The 23,625-nt window shown below is 71.7% G+C and carries 20 protein-coding genes and 1 tRNA gene; 5 read left to right on the forward strand and 16 right to left on the reverse strand.

The genetic code is table 11. The features are described from left to right. Positions 1-1,056: an energy-coupling factor ABC transporter permease gene (locus tag ACFYYB_RS31875; RefSeq protein WP_389439692.1), complete on the reverse strand. Its 1,056-nt coding sequence runs from the start codon at positions 1,054-1,056 to the stop codon at positions 1-3. Between the two features lie 207 nt (positions 1,057-1,263). On the opposite strand from ACFYYB_RS31875, the gene ACFYYB_RS31880 reads away from it, so the two are divergent. After that, entirely contained in the window at positions 1,264-1,686 is a 423-nt protein-coding gene (locus ACFYYB_RS31880) for an SsgA family sporulation/cell division regulator (RefSeq protein WP_389439694.1), read from the forward strand. 135 nt (positions 1,687-1,821) lie between these two features. Here the strand turns inward: ACFYYB_RS31880 and ACFYYB_RS31885 are convergent, their stop codons facing one another. Together ACFYYB_RS31885 and ACFYYB_RS31890 are read right to left on the reverse strand one after the other, a co-directional pair. Beyond that, positions 1,822-4,035: an MMPL family transporter gene (locus ACFYYB_RS31885; RefSeq protein ID WP_389439696.1), complete on the reverse strand. Its 2,214-nt coding sequence runs from the start codon at positions 4,033-4,035 to the stop codon at positions 1,822-1,824. Between the two features lie 162 nt (positions 4,036-4,197). Continuing rightward, positions 4,198-4,788 (reverse strand): TetR/AcrR family transcriptional regulator, encoded by a 591-nt coding sequence (locus tag ACFYYB_RS31890; RefSeq protein WP_383952766.1) that lies wholly within the window; start codon positions 4,786-4,788, stop codon positions 4,198-4,200. 210 nt (positions 4,789-4,998) lie between these two features. Here ACFYYB_RS31890 and ACFYYB_RS31895 point away from each other — a divergent pair, with 210 nt between their 5' ends. Then, on the forward strand, positions 4,999-8,307 hold the full coding sequence (locus tag ACFYYB_RS31895) for a S41 family peptidase (protein ID WP_389439699.1): 3,309 nt from the start codon (positions 4,999-5,001) through the stop codon (positions 8,305-8,307). A 102-nt stretch (positions 8,308-8,409) separates the two neighbouring features. On the opposite strand, the gene ACFYYB_RS31900 is transcribed toward ACFYYB_RS31895, so the two are convergent. The 4 genes from ACFYYB_RS31900 to ACFYYB_RS31915 all read right to left on the reverse strand — a co-directional run bounded on the left by ACFYYB_RS31900 (position 8,410) and on the right by ACFYYB_RS31915 (position 12,073). Beyond that, positions 8,410-8,577, reverse strand: a complete 168-nt coding sequence (locus tag ACFYYB_RS31900; RefSeq protein ID WP_389439701.1) for a hypothetical protein — start codon at positions 8,575-8,577, stop codon at positions 8,410-8,412. 78 nt (positions 8,578-8,655) lie between these two features. Next, positions 8,656-9,540 (reverse strand): SDR family oxidoreductase, encoded by an 885-nt coding sequence (locus ACFYYB_RS31905; RefSeq protein ID WP_389439703.1) that lies wholly within the window; start codon positions 9,538-9,540, stop codon positions 8,656-8,658. Beyond that, complete coding sequence (locus ACFYYB_RS31910) at positions 9,537-10,511, reverse strand: alpha/beta fold hydrolase (RefSeq protein WP_389439705.1); 975 nt, start codon at positions 10,509-10,511, stop codon at positions 9,537-9,539. The genes ACFYYB_RS31905 and ACFYYB_RS31910 overlap by 4 nt, the downstream gene beginning before the upstream one ends. Beyond that, positions 10,508-12,073 (reverse strand): flavin-containing monooxygenase, encoded by a 1,566-nt coding sequence (locus ACFYYB_RS31915; protein WP_389439707.1) that lies wholly within the window; start codon positions 12,071-12,073, stop codon positions 10,508-10,510. Before ACFYYB_RS31915 ends, ACFYYB_RS31910 begins: the two co-directional genes overlap by 4 nt. Positions 12,074-12,218: 145 nt before the next feature. On the opposite strand from ACFYYB_RS31915, the gene ACFYYB_RS31920 reads away from it, so the two are divergent. Then, the gene (locus ACFYYB_RS31920) at positions 12,219-12,956 is read left to right on the forward strand and encodes a MerR family transcriptional regulator (RefSeq protein ID WP_389439709.1); all 738 of its coding nucleotides are present in this window, start codon (positions 12,219-12,221) and stop codon (positions 12,954-12,956) included. On the opposite strand, the gene ACFYYB_RS31925 is transcribed toward ACFYYB_RS31920, so the two are convergent. Then, on the reverse strand, positions 12,938-13,741 hold the full coding sequence (locus ACFYYB_RS31925; RefSeq protein WP_389439711.1) for an exodeoxyribonuclease III: 804 nt from the start codon (positions 13,739-13,741) through the stop codon (positions 12,938-12,940). The genes ACFYYB_RS31920 and ACFYYB_RS31925 overlap by 19 nt on opposite strands. Positions 13,742-13,779: 38 nt before the next feature. On the opposite strand from ACFYYB_RS31925, the gene ACFYYB_RS31930 reads away from it, so the two are divergent. Beyond that, positions 13,780-14,280, forward strand: a complete 501-nt coding sequence (locus ACFYYB_RS31930; protein ID WP_389439713.1) for a GNAT family N-acetyltransferase — start codon at positions 13,780-13,782, stop codon at positions 14,278-14,280. Positions 14,281-14,442: 162 nt separating this feature from the next. On the opposite strand, the gene ACFYYB_RS31935 is transcribed toward ACFYYB_RS31930, so the two are convergent. The 7 genes from ACFYYB_RS31935 to galU all read right to left on the reverse strand — a co-directional run bounded on the left by ACFYYB_RS31935 (position 14,443) and on the right by galU (position 19,842). Then, a tRNA-Ala gene (locus tag ACFYYB_RS31935) sits at positions 14,443-14,516 on the reverse strand. Positions 14,517-14,594: 78 nt separating this feature from the next. After that, positions 14,595-15,605, reverse strand: a complete 1,011-nt coding sequence (locus ACFYYB_RS31940) for a hypothetical protein (protein ID WP_389439715.1) — start codon at positions 15,603-15,605, stop codon at positions 14,595-14,597. A 160-nt stretch (positions 15,606-15,765) separates the two neighbouring features. Further along, positions 15,766-16,383 (reverse strand): GNAT family N-acetyltransferase, encoded by a 618-nt coding sequence (locus ACFYYB_RS31945; protein ID WP_389439717.1) that lies wholly within the window; start codon positions 16,381-16,383, stop codon positions 15,766-15,768. Positions 16,384-16,400: 17 nt separating this feature from the next. After that, complete coding sequence (locus tag ACFYYB_RS31950; protein ID WP_389439719.1) at positions 16,401-16,985, reverse strand: molybdenum cofactor biosynthesis protein B; 585 nt, start codon at positions 16,983-16,985, stop codon at positions 16,401-16,403. Next, positions 16,982-17,518: a cyclic pyranopterin monophosphate synthase MoaC gene (gene moaC / locus ACFYYB_RS31955; RefSeq protein ID WP_389439721.1), complete on the reverse strand. Its 537-nt coding sequence runs from the start codon at positions 17,516-17,518 to the stop codon at positions 16,982-16,984. The genes ACFYYB_RS31950 and moaC overlap by 4 nt, the downstream gene beginning before the upstream one ends. 73 nt (positions 17,519-17,591) lie before the next feature. Further along, a complete protein-coding gene (gene glp / locus ACFYYB_RS31960; protein WP_389439723.1) occupies positions 17,592-18,935 on the reverse strand; it encodes a gephyrin-like molybdotransferase Glp in 1,344 nt (447 codons plus the stop codon). Positions 18,936-18,939: 4 nt separating this feature from the next. Beyond that, the gene (gene galU, locus ACFYYB_RS31965; protein WP_327306327.1) at positions 18,940-19,842 is read right to left on the reverse strand and encodes a UTP--glucose-1-phosphate uridylyltransferase GalU; all 903 of its coding nucleotides are present in this window, start codon (positions 19,840-19,842) and stop codon (positions 18,940-18,942) included. Between the two features lie 92 nt (positions 19,843-19,934). Here galU and ACFYYB_RS31970 point away from each other — a divergent pair, with 92 nt between their 5' ends. Then, positions 19,935-20,546 (forward strand): 5-formyltetrahydrofolate cyclo-ligase, encoded by a 612-nt coding sequence (locus ACFYYB_RS31970; RefSeq protein ID WP_389439726.1) that lies wholly within the window; start codon positions 19,935-19,937, stop codon positions 20,544-20,546. Between the two features lie 9 nt (positions 20,547-20,555). On the opposite strand, the gene ACFYYB_RS31975 is transcribed toward ACFYYB_RS31970, so the two are convergent. Continuing rightward, a complete protein-coding gene (locus ACFYYB_RS31975) occupies positions 20,556-23,399 on the reverse strand; it encodes a penicillin acylase family protein (RefSeq protein WP_389439728.1) in 2,844 nt (947 codons plus the stop codon). Between the last annotated feature and the right edge of the window lie 226 nt (positions 23,400-23,625).

Consider the following 23,625-nt stretch of genomic DNA (forward strand, 5'->3'; position numbering starts at 1 on the left):
TCAGGCGGCCGGTACGGAAGTGGAGGCGGCCGTCAGGTCGGCAGCGCGGCGGCGGCGCACGGTCCAGAACACGCCGGTGCCGACGAGGACGGTCGCGCCCACGCCGATGACTCCGGCGAGGCCGCCGGACAGGCGGGCGTCGGAGACGTCCTTGACGCTGTAGTCGGCGAGCGGGGAGTCGGCGGCCGCGTGCTCGGTGACCTTCTGGTCGATGCCCTTGTCCGCGGCGACCTTCTCCAGTCCGTCCGGGCTGGAGGAGGCGTAGAAGGAGACGATGCCGGCGAGCGCCAGCGCGGCGACGAGGCCGGTGATCCACACGGGCTTGGTGGAGCGGGCGGCGACCGGCACGGCCGCGGAGGCGGCCGGGGCGTCGACCAGTTCGCCGCCGACGCGCAGCTTCAGCGGGGCCGACAGGCCGCGGGCGCCGTGGACCAGGTCGGGGCGGACGGCGATCACGGCGCCGACGGTGGCGGCGGTGATGACGGCCTCGCCGATGCCGATGAGGACGTGGACGCCGACCATGGCACCGAACACCTTGGCGATGGGGACGTCGGTGGTGCCGCCGAGGGCGTAGAGGAGGGTGAAGAAGGCGGCCGCGGCGGGCACGGAGAGCAGGGCTCCGGCGAAGGCGGCGACGGTGATCGAGCGGCGGCTGTCGGGCAGCAGCTTGACCAGGGCGCGGAAGACGGCGTAGGCGACGACCACGGTGACGACGCCCATGGTGACGATGTTGACGCCGAGGGCGGTCAGGCCGCCGTCGGCGAACAGGAGGCCCTGCATGAGCAGGACCACGGACACGCACAGCACACCCGTATAGGGGCCGACGAGGATCGCGGCGAGCGCGCCTCCCAGCAGGTGGCCGCTTGTTCCGGCCGCGACGGGGAAGTTGAGCATTTGCACGGCGAAGATGAAGGCGGCCACGAGGCCGGCGAGCGGTGCGGTGCGCTCGTCGAGCTCCCGGCGGGCGCCCCGGAGGCTGACCGCCACGGCTCCGGCGGCGGCGACACCTGCGGCAATGGAGACGGGGGCATCGATGAAGCCGTCGGGCACATGCATGGTTCTGCTCCGCTTCCTGCGGTCCGGCGAACGGTCCGGCGACCGGTCCGTTGAGCTGACAAAGTCTTTAACCGTTCAAGAATAGGGCCTTCTTGCGAACGATTGGCAAGAGCGGTCACGTCACAAATAGCCCCGTGCGGATTCGTGGGAATGTGCGAGGCTGGGGGCAATACGGACGCAAATGTTCCGATTAGAGGAGTCTTGTCGATGTCAGCCGCCGCCGAGAATCCATCCGCAGGTGCCACCGCCACCCGGGCCTCGACCGCCACGGCACCCCTCGTCGAGGAGCGGGTTCGGGCCCGAGTGATCACCGACGATCCCCTCTACCGGGCCATCCCGGTCGTCCTGCGCTTCGTCCCCGACGAGCCGCTGGCCGTGCGGATCGTCTTCCCCGCCGACCTCTCCCCCGAGGGCACCGACAACGAGTGGGTCTTCCCCCGCGCCCTCCTGGAGGCCGGCCTCCAGGCCCCGACCGGGACCGGCGACGTACGCGTGTGGCCCTGCGGGCGCGTGCAGGCCGTCGTCGAGTTCCACTCCCCGGAGGGCGTCGCGGTGGTCCAGTTCGACATCGCCGTCCTGCGCCGCTTCCTGCGCCGTACGTACGCGCCCTCGCCCGCGGCCACCCGTTAGGCCCAGCCGGACCCGCCCGATCCGGACCCACCCGATCCGGACGGGTCCGATCCGAACGGCGGCCGGGCACGCGGAACGGCCCCGCACCTTTGGGTGCGGGGCCGTTCTGCGTACGTAGCTCCTGCCGACCGAAGGTCAGGCGTTGGCCAGCTCGCGGTCCTTGTCGGGACCGGAGCCGTCCGCGGAGTCGCCGAGGTGCTTGCGCAGGCTCTCGCCCTCCACGTCCACGTTCGGCAGGATCCGGTCGAGCCACTTCGGCAGCCACCAGGCCTTGTGGCCGAGCAGCGCGAGGACGGCCGGGACGATGGTCATGCGGACGACGAAGGCGTCGAAGAAGACGGCGATGGCCAGGCCGAAGCCGATCATCTTCACCATCTGGTCGCTGGCGCCCATGAAGCCGGAGAACACCGCGATCATGATGACGGCCGCGGCCACGACCACCCGGGCGCTGTACTGGAACCCGGTGACGACGGCCTGACCCGGCCGCTCCCCGTGGACGTACGCCTCACGCATGCGGGTGACCAGGAAGACCTCGTAGTCCATGGCCAGACCGAAGACCACGCCGACCATGAAGATCGGCATCATCGACATGATCGGACCGGTCTGCTCCACCCCGAAGAGCGAGCCGAGCCAGCCCCACTGGAAGACCGCCACGACGGCGCCGAGGGCGGCGACCACCGAGAGCAGGAACCCGAGCGCCGCCTTGAGCGGAACCAGGATCGAGCGGAAGACGAGCATCAGCAGCAGGAAGGCGAGGCCGACGACGAGTGCCAGGTAGGGCAGCAGCGCGTCGTTCATCTTCTGCGAGAAGTCGATGTTCATCGCGGTCGCGCCGGTGACGAACACCTTGCCGCTGTCGCTGCCCTCGCGGATCTCGTGGACCAGGTCCTCGGTCTGCACGGAGGACGGCCGGTCCTTCGGGACGACCGTGATGACGGCGGCGTCCTTGGCCTCGTTCTGGGTGGCCGGCATGACCGCGGCCACGCCGTCCAGGCCCTTGATCCGCTCGACCGTCGCGTCGGCGAGCGCCTTGTCCCCGTTCACGACGACCATCAGCGGGCCGTTGAAGCCGGGGCCGAAGCCGTCGGAGAGCATGTCGTACGCCTGGCGCTGGGTGGTGGACACCGGCTGGGCGCCGTCGTCCGGCAGGCCCATCTCCAGCTTGCTCGCCGGGACGGCGACGATGCCGAGGCCGATCACGCCCGCGAGCAGCACCATGACGGGGCGGCGCAGGATGAAGCGGGCCCAGCGGGTGCCGCCGTTGGGCTTGGCCTCGGCACCTTCGGCGGCCGTCTTGCCCTTGCCCTTGCCCAGGAAGCGGGACTTGGTGCCGGCGGGCAGCACCTTCTTGCCGGCGAATCCGAGCATGGCCGGGACCAGCGTCAGGGCGACGAGGACGGCGATGACCACGGTGCCGGCGGCGGCGAAGCCCATCTTGCTGAGCATGGGGATGTTGACGACGGCCAGGCCCACGAGGGCGATGACCACGGTCAGACCGGCGAAGACGACGGCGGAGCCGGCGGTTCCGACGGCGCGGCCGGCGGCCTCGTCGCGCTCGCGGCCCTCGGCGAGCTCCGCGCGGTAGCGGGAGACGATGAAGAGGGCGTAGTCGATGCCGACGGCGAGGCCGATCATCATCGCGAGGGTGGAGGTGGTGGAGCCGAGGTCCAGCACGTTGGCGAGCGCGGTGATGGAGGAGATGCCGATGCCCACGCCGATGAGCGCGGTCAGCAGCGGCAGGCCCGCGGCGATGAGCGAGCCGAAGGTGATGACGAGGACGATCGCGGCGATCGCGATGCCGATGATCTCGCCGGAGCCCGTCTCGGGGGCGGCCTGCAGGGCGTCGCCGCCGATCTGGACGTTCAGTCCGTCGGCCTTGGCGGCCGTGGTGGACTCCGTGAGGGCCTCGCGGGTGGCGTCCGTCAGCTCCATGCCGCTGACCTTGTACTTGACGCTCACGTAGGCGGTGGAGCCGTCCTCGCTGACGGCCTTGGCCTCGTACGGGCTGGTGACCGAGGAGATCTGGTCCTTGCCCGGACCGTCCTTCAGCTCACTGACGATCTTCTCGACCTGCGGCTTGACGGCCGCGGAGTCGACCTTCTCGCCGGCCGGGGCCTTGATCACGATGCGGGCGGTGGCGCCGTCGGCGGCCATCCCCGGGAAGCGCTGGTCCAGCAGGTCGAAGGCCTTCTGCGCCTCGGTGCCGGGTATGGAGAACGAGCCTGAGGTGGGTGCGGACGCGGATGCCGCGCCGAAGCCGGCGACGAACAGCAGCGCCACCCAGACGAGGGCGACGAATCGGCGGCGCCGGAAGGCACCCCTGCCGAGTCGGTAAAGGAAGGTGGCCACGTCGGTGGTTCTCCCGTTCGGGTCGTGGGATGGATCAGGGCATGGAATGCCGTACCGACGACGAGAGCGGCGTGTCAGGGCAGGCAGGAATTCGAGCGCGGGGACAGCGCGGGCGGGCGGCTGCCTGGGTGGGCAGCCGGGCAGGTGAGCGGCCGGGCGGGATCAGACGCCGAGGGCGGGGAAGACCACGGCGTCGATGAAGTCACCGAGGAACGTCCGGTCGACGGACCGGTCCTCGATGAGCGGAAGGGCGATGAACGCCCCGATGAGCATGTGCGGAACGAAGGCCAGGGCCGGACAGTCCGGGGCGATCTCACCCCGGGCGACCGCTCTTTGCAGCATCTCCTGCAGACCGTTGATCTCCGGATCGACCAGCAGGTCCCGTAGCGCCTTGTGGAGCTCGGGGCTCTCGTGCACCGCGTGGGTCAGGCCCCGCATCAGCGCGGTGTCCTTCGCCATCTGGGCGTCGTCGGAGTTCTCGATCATGACCCCGAAGTCCCCGCGGATGCTGCCCGTGTCGATCTCCCGGAGGGAGACCGGCTGGGTGCAGCGCAGGGCCTTCGCGACCAGCTCGGGCTTGCTCCCCCACTGGCGGTAGAGGGTGGCCTTGCTGGACTTCGTACGGGCGGCGACCGCGTCCATGGTCAGCGCCTCGTAGCCGACCTCGCGGAGCAGGTCGAGGACCGCTCCGTGCAGTTCGGCTTCCCGTTCGGGGGTGATCCGGCTGCGACGCGACATGACCTCTTCGACCATCCCGGCGTCTCCTCCCGACCTTGCCCAACCGAACGAAACCGTTTCGTACGGATCGACCATACCCCGAACTCCAAGCGAAACGAAACCGTTCCGTTTCGCTTGTGGAGTGGTGTCGGTCACGCCCCCAAGGCCTCGCGCCGCCCTCGCGGAAGGCCGCATGGATCACCTGTACGAGTTGCCAGCCCCCCTCCGCGCGGAAAGCATTGGGGGGTGAGTCACGACGCGGCGTACCTCCGGTTCCCCCATCTCCACGACGATCTGCTGTGCTTCGCCACCGAGGACGACCTCTGGGTGGCACCCCTGGTACCTCCCGGAGAGCCCGCGGGCCGGGCCTGGCGGATCACCGTCGACCGGACCCGGGTGGGCCACCCCCGGTTCTCCCCCGACGGCAAGCACATCGCCTTCACCACCTGGCGCAGCCTCGACCCCGAGATCCACCTCGCCCCCGTCTCCGGCGGCCCGGCCCGCCGCCTCAGCTACTGGGGCGCCACCGACACCCGGGTCTGCGGCTGGACCCCGCCCGACAAGGACGGCCGCAGCGACATCCTGGCCGTCTCCTCGCACGGCCAGCCCTTCTCCTACTTCGCCTGGGCGTACACCCTCCCCACCGACGGCAGCCCCGGCGGCCGGCTCCCCTGGGGGCCCGTCTCCGACATCGCCGTCCACGACGAGGCACCACACCGTGACGGGGGCGCAGAGGAGCCGGGCGAGCGCCGCACCCTGCTGCTGACCGGCAAGCCCCCGCACGAGCCCGCCGCGTGGAAGCGCTACCGCGGCGGCGCCACCGGCCGGCTGTGGCTGCACGGCGAGCGGCTGCTGGAGGGCGTCGAAGGCCACCTGGACTCCCCGATGTTCGTGGACGGCCGGATCGCCTTCCTCTCCGACCACGAGGGCATCGGCAACGTCTACTCCTGCCTGCCCGACGGCACGGACCTGCGCCGGCACACCGACCACGAGGACTTCTACGCCCGGCACGCCTCCAGCGACGGCTCCCGGATCGTCTACCAGTGCGCCGGCGACCTGTGGATCGTGGAGTCGCTGGCCCCCGGCGCCACCCCGCGCAAGCTGGAGGTCCGCCTCGGCGGCCCCCGCGCGGGCCGCCGCAGCTACCAGGTCCCGGCCGCCAGCCACGTCGACTCCCTCTCCGTGGACGCCACCGGGCGGGCCAGCGCCGTCGTCGTGCGCGGCAGCCTGTACTGGCTCACGCACCGCGACGGGCCCGCCCGCACCATCGCCGACACCCCGGGCGTACGGGTCCGGCTGCCCGAGATGCTCGGCAGCGGCGGGCAGGTGGCGTACGTGACCGACGCCGAGGGCGAGGACGCGATCGAGATCGCCTACCTGCCCCGCGCCTCGGGCGACCGCGAGCCCCGCCGGCTCGCCTCCGGCGCGGTGGGCCGCGTACTGGAACTGCTCTCCGATCCGGACGGGGAGCGGCTCGCGATCGCCTCCAACGACGGGCGGCTGCTCCTCATCGACGCCACGGAGGAGTCCAACGGGGAGGCCAGCGAGCTGATCCGGTCCGAGAACGGGCCCGTCACCGACCTCGCCTTCTCCCCCGACGGCTGCTGGCTGACCTGGTCGCACCCCGGCATCGGCCGTTCGCTGCGCCAGATCAAGATGGCCCGGATCTCCGGACCCGGCGCGCACACGGTCATCGACGTCACCAACGGCCGCTTCGAGGACGAGAGTCCGGTCTTCACCCGGGACGGCCGCTACCTCGCCTTCCTGTCCTGGCGCGGTTTCGACCCCGTCTACGACGTCCACACCGGCGACCTGTCCTTCCCGCTGGGCTGCCGCCCCTACCTGGTGCCGCTGTCCTCGGCCACCCCCTCCCCCTTCGCCTTCTCCCCCGACGGCCGCCCCGCGGCGGGCGGACTCGACCCGGTCGAGGGGGACTCGGAGTCCGGCGACGGCGCGGTCACCGTCGAGGTGGAGGGTCTGGAGAGCCGGGTGACGCCCTTCCCGGTGTCGGCCTCCAAGTACTCGGCCCTCTACCCGGTGAGCGGCGGCGGGCTGGTGTGGCTGCGCTGGCCGATCTCGGGCGCGCTCGGCGAGACCTTCGCCAATCCGGCCGACACCAGCGGCAAGCCCACCCTGGAGTACTTCGACCTCACCAAGGCCCGCAAGACGGAGCTGGCCTCCGGCCTGGACTGGTTCGCGGTCAGCGGCGACGGCACCCGGCTCGTGGTCAACGACGACGGCGACCTGCGCGCCGTCCCGGCGACCGAGTCCGGCGACTCCGACTCCACCGTCTACCTGGACCTGCGGCGCATCCTGCACGAGGTGGACCCGGCGGCCGAGTGGCGCCAGGCCTTCGAGGAGGCGGGGCGGCTGATCCGCGCCTACTTCTGGGAGCCGAAGATGTGCGGCATCGACTGGGACGGGGTGCTGCGCCAGTACCGCTTCCTCGTCGAACGGGTCGCCTCCCCCGACGAGTTCGCCGACCTGATGCGGGAGGTCCTCGGCGAGCTCGGCACCTCGCACGCGTACGTGTCCCCGGCCCGCCGCAACGAAGGCCCCCCGCACTACCAGCGGGCCATCGGCCTGCTCGGCGCCAACCTCTTCCCCCGCGACGGCTCCTGGGTCGTCGGCCGGATCCTGCCCGGCGAGTCCTCCGACTCCAAGGCCCGCTCCCCGCTCGCGGGCACCGGCATCCGCGAGGGCGCGGTCCTCACCCACGTCGACGGCCGCCCGGTGGACCCGGTCACCGGGCCGTACCCGCTGCTCTCGGCGGCCGGCGGCACCACCGTGGAGCTCACCTTCGAGCCCGCCGAGGGGCAGGGCCGCTCGCGCCGGGTCGCGGTCGTCCCGCTGATCGACGAACGGCCGCTGCGCTACCAGGACTGGGTGGCCAAACGCCGCGCGGTGGTCCAGGAGATCAGCGGCGGGAAGTGCGGCTACCTGCACATCCCCGACATGGGCGGCTCGGGCTGGGCGCAGTTCAACCGCGACCTGCGCGCCGAGATGTCCAAGCCGGCCCTCCTCGTGGACGTGCGCGGCAACGCCGGCGGGCACATCAGCGAGCTGGTGGTGGAGAAGCTGACCCGCTCCATCCTCGGCTGGGACCTGACCCGCAACGCGCAGCCCGTCTCCTACGCCTCCAACGCGCCCCGGGGCCCGATCGTGGCCCTGGCCGACGAGGCGACCTCCTCCGACGGGGACATGATCACGGCCGCCTTCAAGCTGCTGGGCCTCGGCCCGGTCGTCGGCCAGCGCACCTGGGGCGGGGTCGTCGGCATGACCGGCCGGCACACCCTGGGCGACGGCACGGTGATCACGGTGCCGATGAACGCGGCCTGGTTCCCCGAGTACGGCTGGTCCGTGGAGAACCACGGGGTGGAGCCCGACCTGGCGATCCTGCGCACCCCGCTCGACTGGGCGGAGGGGCGGCACGCTCAGCTCGACGACGCCGTGTTCCTGGCGGTGGAGCTGCTGCAACAGGACCCGGCGGCGGTGCCGCCCGGCTACACGGACGTACCGGACCGCCGCCGGCCGCGGCTGCCTCCGCGGGGGTGAGCCCGCAGGGCCCGCAGGGCTCGTAGGGCATGCGAAAGGGGTGCGACCCGGGACGGCGGGTCGCACCCCTCGGTGCGCAAGGCGGGGTATCGCTACGTGTCGCTACTTCTCGAAATTCTCGGCGGTCCCGTCGAACGTGTCGCGGTTCCTGCCCTTGGCCTGGTCGACGGCCTCCGAGGCGCGCTCGGACACCTCGTCCTGCTTGCCGGAGGCCTTCGCCCGCTCCGCGAGTTCCCTGGCCTTGTCCTGGAACTGGTCCTTGATGCCCATGTGTCCTCACTCCTGTGGCGGTGTTCGGTAAGGGGAACCCGACCAGTCTCACCCAGGTGGACATTCAGCGCATTCCGGTCAGTGGCTCTGGCTGCGCTCCTGCTCGTCCGCGGCTCCGCCGGCCCCCACAAGTCCCTTGGAGACACTGGCGAGTCGCGGTTCGAACCGCTTCATCTCGCGCTGTCCGACTGCCGAGATGATCCCGGGCAGGTACCCGCGGACCCCCTGCATGCCCCGCAGCCACCACTGCGCGTACACGTGCGCGGAGCGCCGCTCGATGCCCGCGACGATCCGGTCGACGGCCGGCCCCAGCGGGTACGTCTGGTTCGACGGCCACGGCAGCCGCTGGCGCAGCTCCCGCATGACCTCGTCCTGGTCGGCGCCGCGCACCATGTCGGTGTCGGTCCAGGACAGGTAGCCGACGCCCACCTTGACCCCCTTGTAGCCGACCTCCGAGCGCAGGCAGTGCGCGAAGGCCTCGACCCCGGACTTGGAGGCGCAGTAGGCGGTCATCATCGGCGCCGGGGTGATCGCCGCGAGGGAGGCGATCTGCAGGAAGTACCCGCGGCTCTCCATCAGGACGGGCAGGAAGGCGCGGGCGGTGACGGCGCCGCCGATGAGGTTGACCTCGATGACCCGGCGCCAGGCGTCGGGGTCGGAGTCGGCGAAGGGCCCGCCGGAGGCGACTCCGGCGTTGGCGACGACGATGTCCACCTTGCCGAACCGCTGCTTGACCTCCTGCGCGACCCGGGCCATGGCCACGTGGTCGGTGACGTCGGCGTACCAGTGGTCGCTGTCGGTGTGCAGCCGCGCGGAGACCTCCTTGAGGGCCTCGGGCTCCAGGCCCACGAGGGCCACCTTCGCGCCGCGGGCGGACAGTTTGCGGGCGAGCAGTTCGCCGACCCCGCGCGCGGCCCCCGTGACGACGGCGACCTGGCCTTCCAGACTCCTACGAGCACTCACGCGGTCTTCTCCTTCGCGGGACGATCGGTGTCGATGTCGATGTCGGAGCCGCGGACGGCGGAGCGTCCGAGATACGCCCCGGCGAGCTCGCGCACGGCGGCGGTGACGGCCTCCGGAGCCTCGATCGGGCTCATGTGCCCGACTCCGGTCAGCTCGGTGAGACCCACGCAGTTCGGCAGCGCGGCCGCCAGCCCCCGGGCGTGCACGATCGGCGTCAGCCGGTCGCTCTTGCCGCCGATCACGGCGGTGGGCACGGTGAGCGCGGCCAGCCGCGCGTCGAGGTCCAGCGCGGCCAGCACCCCGGACCAGGCGTGCCGCACCAGGGTGGGGCACGCGTGCACGATCCGCGCGCAGGCCTCGACCTTGTCGGGGGCGGAGCCGGGGCCCATCGTGGCGTACTTGAGCACCTTGCGGGCGACGGGGGTCACGGGCCCGATCGGGGCCCGGGATCCCAGGACCGCCCCGGTGATGCGGGTCCTCGCGCGGCCGGCCCGCCACGGCAGGACCTGCGCCTCCTCGACCAGCCGGCCGCTGCCCGTGCTGCACAGCAGCGCGGCCGCGGCGTGTTCGGCGAACTCCGGCCGGGCGGCGGCGGCCATGACCGTCATCCCGCCCATGGAGTGGCCGGCGACGACGGCCTTCTCGCCGGGGGCGAGGGTGGCCCCCAGCACCGCGACGAGGTCGTCGGCGAGGGCTTCGGTGCCGTATCCGGAGCGGACACCGGCGGGGCTGCGGCCGTGGCCCCGCTGGTCGTAGGCGATGACCCGGTGCCCGGTGGACAGGGCCCGTATCTGCGCGGCCCAGAAGGCGGTGGAACAGGTCCAGCCGTGCGCGAGCACGATGGCCGGAGCCCCGTCCTCGCCGTGCACCTCGACGTGCAGGCGCGCACCGTCGGCGGAGGTGGCGACCAGCTCCCGGCGGGCCACCGGCGGGGCGTACGGCCCGGCGGTCACGTGCGTCAGGCGGCTCACGCGGCCCCCTCCCGCACCGCTTCGGTCCCGCCGGCCGCCGGGACCGGTTCCCGCCCGCGCTCGCGGCCCCGTACGACCTCGTACTCGCCCAAGTCCACGCCCAGGGTCTCCTTGCGGAACTCCCCGGTGGTGCCCGGCCAGACCGTGGTGTTGCGGCCCTGCGCGTCCAGGTACCAGCTGGTGCAGCCGCCGGTGTTCCACACCGTCCGCTCCATCCGGGTCTGGACCTGCCGGTTCCAGGCGTTGACCGCGGACGGCCGGGCGGCGAGGGCGACCTTGCCGCCCAAGACGCCGAGCTGGCGCATGTAGTCCGCCATGTAGTTCAGCTGCGACTCGATCATCAGGATCATCGAGCTGTTCCCGAGACCGGTGTTCGGCCCGATGATCGTCATCCAGTTCGGGAAGCCCGCCGCGGTGGCCCCGCGCAGGGACTGCATCCCGTCCTTCCAGACCTCCGCGAGGGTCTTGCCGTCCACGCCCACCACCCGGTCGGCGATCGGCATGTCCGTGACGTGGAAGCCGGTGCCGAAGACGATCGCGTCGACCTCGGTCTCGGTCCCGTCGGCCGCCACCAGCACCGAACCCCGGATCTCCTTGAGCCCGGAGGCCACGAGGTCCACGTTGGGCCGGGCCAGCGCCGGGTAGTACTCGCTCGACAGCAGGATCCGCTTGCAGCCGATGCGGTACGAGGGCGTCAGCTTGGCCCGCAGCGCCGGGTCCTTGATCGAGCGCGCCATGTTGGCCTTGGCCAGGGACTCGATCAGCCCGAGCTGGTTCGGCCGCTTGGTGAAGGCGCTGACCTGGAGCTCGCGTATCCCCCACAGCAGCCCGCGGCGGGCCGCCCGGGTGAAGGGGAGCTGGCGGTGCAGCCAGCGCTCCACCGAGGTGATCGCCCGGTCGGTGCGCGGCATCACCCACGGCGGGGTGCGCTGGAAGAGGGTGAGGCGCTCCACCTCGGGGGCGATCGCGGGCACGATCTGGATGGCGGAGGCACCCGTACCGATCATGGCGACGCGCTTGCCGCGCAGGTCGTACTCGTGGTCCCAGCGGGCCGAGTGGAAGACCTTGCCGGGGAAGCCGGCGAGTCCGGGTATCTCCGGCATCTTCGGGTCCGACAGCGGCCCGGTGGCGGAGACGACCACGTCGGCGGTGAAGTCGCCGCCCGCGGTCTCGATCTCCCACCGCATCCCGTCCGCGTCCCAGCGCATCATCCGGACCTCGTGGTTCAGCCGGATGTGGCGGCGCAGCCCGAAGGTGTCGGCGACGTGCTCCAGGTACTCCCTGATCGCGGGCTGCCCGGAGAAGGTCCGGGGCCAGTCGGGATTGGGGGCGAAGGAGAAGGAGTACAGGTGCGAGGGCACGTCGCAGGCGCACCCGGGGTAGTTGTTGTCCCGCCAGGTGCCACCGACGGAGTCGGCGCGCTCCAGGACGACGAAGTCCGTGATCCCCTCGCGCCGCAGCCGCACCGCGGCGCCCAGCCCGCCGAACCCGGAGCCGATCACCGCCACGCGTACGTGCTCGCGTTCCTGCTCGCGCCCGTCCATGCCACCGCCCACGCCCATGCCAGCCACCTTCGGATGCCGATGCCAACGCCCATTCAGATGCTGCCAGCAATCACTGGCACAATCGGGAGAGTAGAGCAGCTCCGTACTCATGGGTAGGGGTCGCGCCGGGAAAGTTACCGGGAGTACGCCCTAGGCTGCCCACGTGCCGCACAATGCGACGCAGGACGCGGCGCCACCCACCCACGCCACAGAAGCAAGGACCACAGTGCGCGAATACCGCACGGAAGAGCTGGCCGAGGCCGCCGGCATACCCGTACGCACCCTGCGCTTCTACCGTGAGCGCAAGCTCCTGCCGCCGCCCCGCCGCGAGGGCCGCATCGCCTGGTACGACGACCACCACCTGTCCCGGCTGCGCACCATCGCCGCCCTGCTGGAGCGCGGCCACACCCTCGGCGGGATAGCCGAGCTGACGGTCGCCTTCGAGAACGGCCGCGACGTGGGCCAACTGGGTGAGCTGCTCGGCATCGGCTGGTCGGAGGAGACCCCGGTCCGCCTCACGCCCGAGGCCCTCGCCGACTACTTCGAGGGCGAGGTCACCCCGGAGAACCTGGCCGCCTCGCTCGACCTCGGCTACCTCGCCACCGACGGCGAGGAGATCGTCCACGTCAGCCGCCGGCTCCTGGACGTCTCCTCGGCGCTGGTCCGCGAGGGCGTACCGCTCTCGGCCGTCCTGGAGGCGGGCCGCCGGGTCCGCGAGCACACGGACGCGATGGCGGCCCTGTTCACGGAGCTCATCTCCGCCCACATCTCGGAGGAAGCCGTCCCGCGCCTGCGCCCCCTGGCCAAGAGCGTGGTCGAGGCGGAACTCACGATGTCCATGGACCGCCTGCGCCCACCGGGCCCCGCGCTCCCCCCGTCGGGTCAGACGCCGAGCTCGTAGACCACGGTCACGGGCGCGTGGTCGGACCACCGCTCGGGGTGCGTCTCGGCCCGCTCCACGAAGGCCTTGACGGCCTTGGCCGCCAGCCCCGGCGTGGCCACCTGCAGGTCGATCCGCCAGCCGGCGTCGTTGTCGAAGGCCCGCCCGCGGTAGGACCACCAGGAGTACGGCCCCTCGGTGTCCGGGTGCAGGCTGCGCACCACGTCCACGTACCCGGCGATGTCGTACACCTGCCCGAGCCACTCGCGCTCCTCGGGCAGGAAGCCGGCGTTCTTCCGGTTGGTCTTCCAGTTCTTCAGGTCGGCTTCCTGGTGGCAGATGTTCCAGTCACCGCAGACGACGACCTCGCGCCCGTCCGCGGCGGCCCGCACCTTGAGCTCCTGCAAATACAGGAGGAACTCCCCCATGAACCGGTACTTCTCGTCCTGCTTCTCGGTCCCCGCCTCCCCGGAGGGCAGGTAAAGACTGGCGACGGTCACACCCGGCAGGTCGATCTCCAGGTACCGCCCGCTGGTGTCGAACTCGTCACTCCCGAAGCCGACCTGCACCCGCTCCGGCTCCCGCCGCGTGTACACCGCGACCCCGGCCCGCCCCTTGGCGGCGGCCGGCGCGAACTCGGTGTGCCACCCCTCGGGCGCCCGCACCTCGTCCGGAATCTGCCCCTCCTCGGCCCGCACTTCCTGCAGGCAGACGACGTCGGCGTCCGACCCGGCCAGCCAGGGTGAAAACCCCTTCTTGGCGGCGGCGCGGATCCCATTCACATTCACGGAGGTCACAGAGAACATCCCTGCACGATAGCCGGAGCGTTCCGTAGGCTGTTCGGATGTCTCAGGAGATCCAGCTCCGCGCCGTGTCGTACGACCACCCGGACGCGGTCAAGCTCAACGACCAAGTGCAGATCGAATACCAGGAGCGCTACGAGGGCGAGGGCGACGAAACCTTCCTCGACCCGGCGATGTTCGACCCGCCGAGTGGCCTCTACCTCCTCGCCTACGACGCTTCGGGCACGCCGGTGGCCAGCGGCGGGTGGCGCAGCCACGAGGCGAACGACGAGGGCTACTCCGACGGCGACGCCGAGCTGAAGCGCATGTACGTGATCCCCGAGGCCCGCGGCCTGGGCCTGGCCCGCCGCATCCTCGCCGCCCTCGAAGCGGACGCCCGCGCGGCCGGCCGCCTGCGCATGGCCCTGGAAACCGGCGACCAGCAGCCCGAGGCCATCGCCCTCTACCTCTCCGAGGGCTACACCCTGACGGACGCCAAATTCGGCCACTACCGCTTCCACGACTCCAGCCGCTGCATGACGAAGCCCCTGAACCCGGCCTGACCGGAGCCCGAGTCGGGCGCGGGCGTACCCCGGCCCGCACCCGACCTCGATCCGGCCCCGGCCCCGGCCCCGGCTGGACCCGAACGCAAAAGATCCCGCCCGGTCTTCCGACCGGACGGGATCTCGTGACGTTCTCGGGAGCAACCCGTGAACTGTCGTTTGTGGACCTGTGGGGATTTGAACCCCAGACCCCCTCGATGCGAACGAGGTGCGCTACCAGACTGCGCCACAGGCCCTTGCGACGTGTGAAACATTAGCATCCCCTCGCGGGTGCTCCAAAACCGGTATCGGGGAGCGTCCGCGCAGGTCATCGATCACTCGTTCGCGGCGCGCGGGCGTTCGTCGCCCTCGTACTGGTCGAAGAGCGGCGTACGGGCCGCGTCGCGCGGGCGGGGGCGCGGCGACGGGGTGGACGGCTGGGCGCGCAGGCGGGGTTCGGTCGGCTCGGCCGTGCTGGAGCGGGTCGCGCTCCAGGGGTCCGGGGTCGCCGGGCCGGTGGCGCGGGGGGCGACCGGGGCCGTCACGTACGTGGGCAGCGGCACCGGGACGGGCTCCCAGCTGTCACCTCGGGCGGGGCCGCGCTCGCGCTCGCGCTGCTGGTCCACCCACTCCGCGTGGTCGGTCTGCTCGACCAGGGCGCGCCGGCCGGCCTCCTGCGGGGAGACGGGTGGCGCGGGGTCCGGGTCGGAGCCGGCCGACGCCTCGGACTCCCGGCGGCGCGGGCGGTTCTCGCGCAGGTGGCGGGCGGCCGCCTCGGCGCGCCGCCGGTCCATGGTGAACTCGTAGCGGCGTCGCTCCTGGACCCGCAGGTGCACGATGTACGTGCTCAGCAGCAGGGCGGGGACGGCCGGGGCCCACAGGTACTGGAGTCCGCCGACGGCGGCGGCGACCGCGCCGAAGGTGAAGATCAGGAAGAGCAGCGCGGTGGTGCGCCGGCGGCGGGCCAGGACGACGAGCCGCTGTTCGCGGCGGGCCCGCTCCGCGCGGTCGGCCCGATCGGAGGCGGCCGATCTCGGCTCGGCGCGGGTCGGCGGGGGCACGACGACCGCCCGGGCGTCGGCGGCGTCCACGGGTTTCACCGTTTCCGTCGCGGCGTCCGGGTCCGCGGGGGGCTGGGGCTGCGCCTCCTCGTCACCGCGCTCACGCAGTCCCTTGGCGTAACGGCGCTCCATTCCCGCCCGGCCGGAAAGCAGCCGGATGGCGGTGGAGAAGCGTTCCGTCGGACGGGCTTCGTTCAGCTCGTCCTGCCTCCGGAGCCACATGGGCACCAAGTAGGCGGCCCAGGCCCCGACAATGACTGCGTAGATGAGGCCGCTGCTGCTCACACCCCACACCGTAGAGGGGCGCGGCCGGGCGGATCCGCCAATTGGGACGGCGTGTCGCACGATCTCGCTGATATCACGGACTTTTTTTGTGATTCTTCGGATCAGGTTATGGGCGAATCGGTCATTGCGCGAAAGAATTCGAACAGATATCGGATTTCTTTTATCCGGGCGGCGTGGCCGGCCCGGACGGATGACGTTCGCGGTGCCAGCGGCGCAGCAGCCCCTCGCGCGCCTCCTCCGCCGTCAGCGCGTACACGAGGTGATCGCGCCAGGCCCCGTCGATGTGCAGGTACCGCGGGCGCAGTCCCTCCTCGCGGAAGCCGAGCTTCTCCACCACCCGCCGGCTCGGACCGTTCTCCGGGCGGATGCACACCTCGATCCGGTGCAGACCGACCTTCGCGAAGCAGTGGTCCACCGCCAGCGCGACCGCCGTGGGCATCACCCCGCGGCCCGCCACGTCCCGGTCCACCCAGTAGCCCACGTGGCCCGCGCACATCGAGCCCCAGGTGATCCCGGCGACCGTCAACTGGCCGACCAGCCGGCCCTGGTACTCGATGACGAAGGGCAGCATGCGCCCCGCGTTCGCCTCCGCCCGCAGGTGGCGCACCATCTGACGGTAGGTCGGCCGCTGGATCACCGGCCCCCAGGGCGCGGGCGGCGGGATCGTCGCCTCCCAGGGCCGCAGCCAGTCGCGGTTGCGGCGGTTGACCTCGCGCCAGGCGGCCTGGTCCCGCAGTTTTATCGGCCGGAGCGTGACATCGCCATCCGCCAGCACCACCGGCCAGGAGGGGCCGTTCAGCTCGCGCTCCCCGGCGGTCTGCCCTCGGGACGAGGGTGGTCGCCGCCGCGGATCTGGTCCACGGCGTGCAGCAGGACGCGGGACAGGACCGCGATCCCGTCGCGGACCCCGCCGGTGGAACCGGGCAGGTTCACGATCAGGGTGTGTCCGGCCACTCCCGCAAGCCCCCGGGACAGGGCCGCGGTGGGCACCTTCGCCAGGGACTCGGCGCGGATCGCCTGCGGGATGCCCGGGATCTCGTAGTCCAGTACCCGGGCGGTGGCGTCGGGGGTCCGGTCGGTCGGCGAGATGCCGGTGCCGCCGGTGGTCAGGATGACGTCGTACCCGGCGGCCACGCCCTCGCGCAGGGCCGCCTCCACGGGGTCCCCGTCGGGGACCACGCGCGGGCCGTCCACCGCGAAGCCGAGCGCGCTCAGGCCCTCGGCGAGCACGGGGCCGCCCTTGTCCGCGTAGACGCCCTGGGAGGCCCGGTTCGAGGCCGTGACCACCAGCGCGCGCAGCTCCGGGGCGGCGGGCGCCGCGGGGGCCGCCTCGGGGGCGTGTGCGTGGCTGTGGACCTCGCCGCCGCGCGGGGCGTTCACGAGCGCGCCCAGTCGCCGGACTTGCCGCCCGTCTTCTCCTCGACCCGGACGTCGGTGATGACCGCGCCCTTGTCGACGGCCTTGACCATGTCGATGACGGTGAGCCCGGCGACCGCGACGGCGGTCAGCGCCTCCATCTCGACGCCCGTACGGTCCGTGGTCTTGACGGTGGCGAGGATCTCGACGGCGTCGTCGGTGACCTTCAGGTCCACCTTCACCCCGGAGACGGCCAGCGGGTGGCACAGCGGAATCAGGTCGGGGGTCTTCTTGGCCCCCATGATCCCGGCGATCCGCGCGGTGGCGAGGGCGTCGCCCTTGGGCACGCCCTCGCCCCGCAGCAGTTCGATGACCCGGGGAGAGACGAGCACGCGGCCGCTGGCCCGCGCCGTCCGGGTGGTGACGTCCTTCGCCGAGACGTCGACCATCCGGGCCGCGCCGGCCTCGTCGATGTGCGTCAGCCTGGTGCCGGCGGCGCCGTCGGCGCCGCTCTGCTGAGGGGTTCCGGGGGTTTCCCCCCGGGAAGTCGCTGCCATATCTGCGTGCCGCTCCCGTCCGGGCCCCGCAAGGGCCTGTGTGGTGCAACACGCTACCCGCATCGGCCCGACCTCAGCCGAGCAGGACCACTTCCAGCTCGGCCCCGGGCTCCACCGAGGTCACGTCCTCCGGTACGACCATCAGCGAGTCGGCGTGCGCCAGCGCGGCGATCAGGTGCGAGCCCGCTCCGCCGACCGGGCTGACCGTGCCGCTCTGGGCGTCGTACTTGCCGCGCAGGAACTGCCGGCGGCCGGCCGGGGAGCCGATCGCCTTGTCCGCCTTGAGCACCGCGCGCACGCTCGGCCGGCTGACCTCGGAGGCGGGCAGGCCCATGAGGGCGCGGATCGCGGGGCGCACGAACAGCTCGAAGGAGACGTAGGAGGAGACCGGGTTGCCGGGCAGGGCCAGCAGCGGGGTGTGGTCGGGGCCGATGGTGCCGAACCCCTGGGGCTTGCCGGGCTGCATGGCGAGCTTGCGGAAGTCGATCCCGGCGCCGTCCACATCGTCGTCACCCGTGGAGAGGTCCGTGAGGGCCTCCTTGACCACGTCGTACGCGCCGACGCTGACCCCGCCCGTGGTGACGAGCAGGTCGGCCCGGATGAGCTGGTCCTCGATGGTGGAGCGCAGGGTGTCGGCGTCGTCGGCGACGGCTCCGACCCGGTAGGCGATGGCTCCGGCGTCCCGCGCCGCGGCGGCGAGGGCGAAGCTGTTGGAGTCGTAGATCGTGCCGGGTGCCAGGGCCTCGCCGGGCTGCACCAGCTCGCTGCCGGTGGACAGGACGACCACGCGCGGGCGCGGCCGCACCCGTACGGTGCCCCGCCCGATGGCGGCCAGCAGGGCGATCTGCGGAGGCCCGAGGACCGTGCCCGCGGCGAGCGCGAGGTCCCCGGCCTGTACGTCGCTGCCGCGCGAGCGGACGTGCGCCCGCGCCTCGGCGGGGCGGTGGACCCGCACCTCGCCCGCGGCGCCTTCGGGCGACTCGCTGGCGGGGGTCATCCCCGAGGCGGCGCCGCCGCCCGTGCCGCCGTCGGTCCACTCGACCGGTACGACGGCCTCCGCGCCGGGGGGCAGCGGAGCGCCGGTCATGATGCGGGCGGCCTCGCCGGGGCCCACGGTCGGCAGCTCGCCGCTGCCGGCCGCCACGTCCCCGATGACCGTCAGCACCGCCGGGAACTCCTCGCTGGCCCCCTGGACGTCGGCGGTCCGGACGGCGTACCCGTCCATCGAGCTGTTGTCGAAGGGCGGCAGGGCGACGGGCACGGTGACGTCCTCGACCAGGACACAGCCCTGGGCGTCCAGCAGCTGGAGCTCGATGGGCTCCAGGGGCCGGACGGTGCCGAGGACGTCCGCCAGGTGCTCGTCCACCGACCAGAGGCGCTGGGAGCCTGTGTCCTGCGGTGCGTCGGGCTTGCTCAAGGTCCTACATCTCCTCCGTGACGTAATGGTGAAGCCAGGTGCGGAACTCCGGGCCCAGGTCCTCACGCTCGCACGCGAGTCGGACGATGGCCCGCAGGTAGTCCCCGCGGTCCCCGGTGTCGTAGCGGCGGCCCCGGAAGACCACGCCGTGCACCGGGCCGCCGACGGTCTCGTCCGCGGCCAGCTTCTGCAGGGCGTCGGTCAGCTGGATCTCGTTGCCGCGGCCCGGCTCGGTCTCACGCAGTATGCCGAAGATCGCCGGATCGAGTACGTATCGTCCGATGACCGCGTAATTGCTGGGCGCGTCCGCGGCGTCCGGCTTCTCCACGAGACCGGTGATGCGGACCACGTCCGCCTCGTCGGTGGGCTCGACCGCGGCGCAGCCGTAGAGGTGCACCTGGGAGGGGTCGACCTCCATCAGCGCGACGACGGTGCCGCCGGCGCGCTGCTGGATCTCCGTCATCCGGCGCAGCAGCGGGTCGCGGGGGTCGATGAGGTCGTCGCCGAGGAGGACGGCGAAGGGCTCGTCGCCGACGTGCGGCTCGGCGCACAGCACGGCGTGGCCCAGACCCCGGGGGTCGCCCTGGCGGACGTAGTGCATGGTGGCCAGGTCGCTGGACTCCTGGACCTTCTTGAGCTTGTCGTCGTCGCCCTTGGCGATGAGCGCCGACTCCAGCTCGTAGTTGCGGTCGAAGTGGTCTTCGAGGGCGCGCTTGTTACGGCCCGTGATCATGAGAATGTCGTCGAGGCCGGCCGACACGGCCTCCTCGACGACGTACTGAATGGCCGGCTTGTCCACCACAGGGAGCATTTCCTTGGGTGTCGCCTTGGTTGCGGGAAGGAACCGAGTGCCGAGGCCCGCGGCCGGGATGACGGCCTTTTTGATCACGGGGTGCAACTGAGTCATGGGCGGAACGATAGTGCCTCGCGATGAGAGCCATGTGAGGTTCAGATGAACATGATCAGATTTACCCGGACAGAGAGGGATACGAGCCAGCCATGACGGAGAACCAGCCTTCGGGGGCCAAGACGGAGCTGCGCCGGCAACTCCTGTCGGCCCGCCGCGCCTTGTCCGCCGACACCCTGCGCACCGCGGCCGACGCCCTCTCCCGCACCGCCCTGCGCCTGCCCGAACTCGGCTCCGCCCGAACCGTGGCCGCCTACGTCTCCATCGGCTCCGAACCCGGCACCCACGAGCTGCTCGACGCCCTCCGGGCGGCCGGCACCCGCGTGCTGCTGCCCGTCCTGCTGCCCGACAACGATCTCGACTGGGCCGCGTACGAAGGCCCGGAGAGCCTGGCCGAGGCCGCGCACCCGGGGAAGATGCGGCTCCTGGAGCCCGCCGGGCCCCGCCTCGGGCCGGACGCGGTGACCGGCGCCGACACCGTCCTGCTGCCCGGACTGGCCGTGGACCGGCGGGGGATGCGGCTCGGCCGGGGCGGAGGCTCGTACGACCGGGTGCTGGAGCGGCTGGAGCGCGCCGGGGCGCATCCCGCGCTGGTCGTGCTGCTCTACGACGACGAGGTGGTCGCGCGGGTCCCGGAGGAACCGCACGACCACCCCGTTCAGGCGGTGGCCACCCCGTCGGGGGTGCTCCGCTTCACCTCGTGAGCGCGGCCGTCACGAACCCTCGGGCCGGAGGGTCAGGGTGTCGACCGTGGCCTTGTCCACGGCGTCCTTCCCGAAGGGCCAGTCGAGCAGTTCGCCCTTGGCCCATAGCGAGGTCTGGTCCGTGTAGTGGTCGTGGTACGCGTGCCCCGAGGCGCCCGTCAGGTTGATCCAGCGGGACTTGTCGAAGTCGGCGAGGTTCACGACCATCCGCATCGACGGCACCCAGGTGACCCCGTACCCGCTGGAGGCGTTCCAGCCGGTCGCGTTGACGGTGGCCTCGCCGCCGCCCAGGTTCCAGGGGCCGCGGTTGAGGAGCCACTGGAGGTAGCCGGGGCCCTCGGTGCCGATCGTCTGGTTCTTCAGCATCAGCTGGTGCATGCGGCCCCAGCTCCAGGTCGACTGGTCCTTGCCGAGCTTGGCGGTCAGTTCCCAGCGGGCGTCCGTCATGGCCCGCGCGAAGAGCTGGTCGCGGGTGGTGGTGGCGGCCACGGTGCGGCCGACGGCGGGCGCCTGCCACCAGGCCGAGTCCTCGTCCTTGACCAGGCGGCGGACCACCTCGAACCAGCGGTCCCCGCCGTCCGGCTGCGCCGAGTCGGAGGCGCGCTCACCGCATTCGCGGACCATCTTCACGAGGTCGTCGGCCGGGCCGGTCGTCGACTCGGGGACGTTCATGCAGCTGCCCTCGACCCGCAGCTCCTTGGGCATCTTGTCGCCGAAGGCCAGCTTGAGGATGTTGCGCCAGACCGCGTTGAAGTACGCGGCGGCCGCCGAGTCGGGCTCCTGGGTGTAGTTCCAGCCCTCCAGCAGCTTCTGCGCGGAGCGGACGTCCGGGTCCGAGACGTCGATCTTGGCCAGCATCGGGGTCAGCAGCGCGGCGATCTCGCTGCTGTTGTCCATCTGCATGGTGCGCATGTCGTCGGTGGAGATCTTCCCGCTGTCCTTGATCTTCGCCTCGATGAGGTCGTTGATCCGCTGACTGCGGGCGCCGTAGCCCCAGTCGGTGGTCAGCAGGTAGGGGTACTTGCCCTGACCGGTCTCGGTGACGGCCTGGTTGGCGGTCACGATGAAGCCGCGGTCCGGGTTGAGCGCCCACGGCATCTCGTCCTGCGGGACGTAGCCGGCGTTGCCGTCCTTGCCGCCCTTCCAGGCGTACTTGGAGTCCCAGCCGGGGGCCGGCATCTTGCCGTCGCCGCTGGTGCGCATCGGGATGCGGCCGGGGGCCTGGTAGCCGATGTTGCCGTTGACGCCCTTGTTGTCGGCGTAGATCAGGTTCTGCGAGGGGACCTCGAAGTCGCGGGCCGCGGTGCGGAACTCCTGGAAGTTCTTGGCCCGGTCGAGCTTGAAGACGGCGTCCATCGACTTGCCGGGGTCCAGCGCGGTCCAGCGCAGGGAGACCCCGTAGCCGTTGCCGCGGTCGGGGGCGGCGCTGCTCACGGGGGCGCGGGAGCCGACCGTGGCGATCTCGTCGCTGCGGTCGGAGATCAGCGGGCCGTTGTTGGTGGACCGCACGGTGATCTTCTTCTCACCGCCGCCGGCGATCTTGATGACCTCTTCGCGGGTGGTGAAGGGGAGCGTCTTGCCGTCGTAGACGTAGCCCTCGGGCTTGACCTGCTCCAGGTAGAGGTCGGTCACGTCGGCGCCGAGGTTGGTCATGCCCCAGGCGATGTCGGCGTTGTGGCCGATGATCACGCCCGGCATGCCGGAGAAGGTGTAGCCCGCCACGTCGTACTGGCATGCGGCCGAGGCCGCCCGGCAGTGCAGGCCCATCTGGTACCAGACCGAGGGCAGCTGCGGGGAGAGGTGCGGGTCGTTCGCGAGCAGCGGCTTGCCGGTGGTCGTGTACTTGCCGGCGACGACCCAGGAGTTCGAGCCGATGCCGCTGCCGGCCGGGCCGAGGATCGCGGGGATGGTGTCGAGGGTGCTCGCCAGCGCGCTGAGCGAGCTGCGCAGGCCCACGGTGGCGCCCTGGGCGGTGGCGTTGCCGGCCAGGCCGGTCTCGCCGGTGGTGCCGGTGGTCCCCGTGGACACCTGGGAGCCGCTCGTGGAGCCCTGACCGCCGGAGCTCACCGGGCTGCCGGAGCCGGGGGCGGCCGCGGGGGTGTACTTGCCGCCCTTGACGGTGCCGCCCTCGACGATCGGACGGTTCCGGTCGAAGGGGTACGGCGGGTAGAGGTCGTTGATCTGCGCCTGCGAGAGCTTGCCCGTCATCAGCGCGCGGTCGATCTCGTCCTGCATGTTGCCGCGCAGGTCCCAGGCCATCGCCTTGAGCCAGGCCACCGAGTCGACCGGGGTCCACTGCTCGGGCCGGTAGTCGTCGCTGAGCTTGAGGGCGGCGTGCTCGACGGAGAGGTCCTTGCCGGACTTGTCCTTGAGGTACGCGTTGACCCCGTCGGCGTAGGCCTGCAGGTACTTCTTGGTGTCGGCCGACAGCTTGGTGTCGTACTCCTGCTGCGCGACCTGGCGCCAGCCGAGCGTGCGCAGGAAGGCGTCCGTCTCGACCTGGCCGGAGCCGAACATCTCGGAGAGCCGCCCCGAGGTCATGTGGCGGCGTACGTCCATCTCCCAGAACCGGTCCTGCGCGTGCACGAAGCCCTGCGCGCGGAAGAGGTCCTGGTCCGAGTCGGCGTACAGCTGGGGGATTCCGTTGGCGTCGCGCTTGACGTCGACGGTCCCGGTCAGGCCGGGCACCTTCAGGGAGCCGGTGGTCTGCGGGAACGAGGCCCGCACGCTGTCCACGCTCCAGTACGCCCCGTACCCGAGGCCAGCGAAGAGCGCCAGGACCAGGACGAGCACGATCAGACGGGCGCGTCGTCCCTTCTTCTTGACGGAAGGGGCGGTTTCGTTGGCGGGCATCGCTGTCCTTAGAGGGGCAGGGTGGTCCTGGGAGTGCTGGGAGCAACCATAGGCGCAGGACCGGGTGCGTTGATCCGCCAGGGGTCGAGGTCATGACGACAGGTCATGAGGACAGAGCCCCTCAGGCGTTTCACAATGTGGCTATCGAGTAAAGGGCGCGTCAAAGATTAGGTAAGGTAACGAAGTACTTGCCGTCCGTGCCCCTGCCGGAACGATCCGTCCGTCC

Origin of the sequence: Streptomyces sp. NPDC002886, from assembly GCF_042888445.1 — a bacterium.
In the GTDB taxonomy this organism is placed as follows: domain Bacteria; phylum Actinomycetota; class Actinomycetes; order Streptomycetales; family Streptomycetaceae; genus Streptomyces.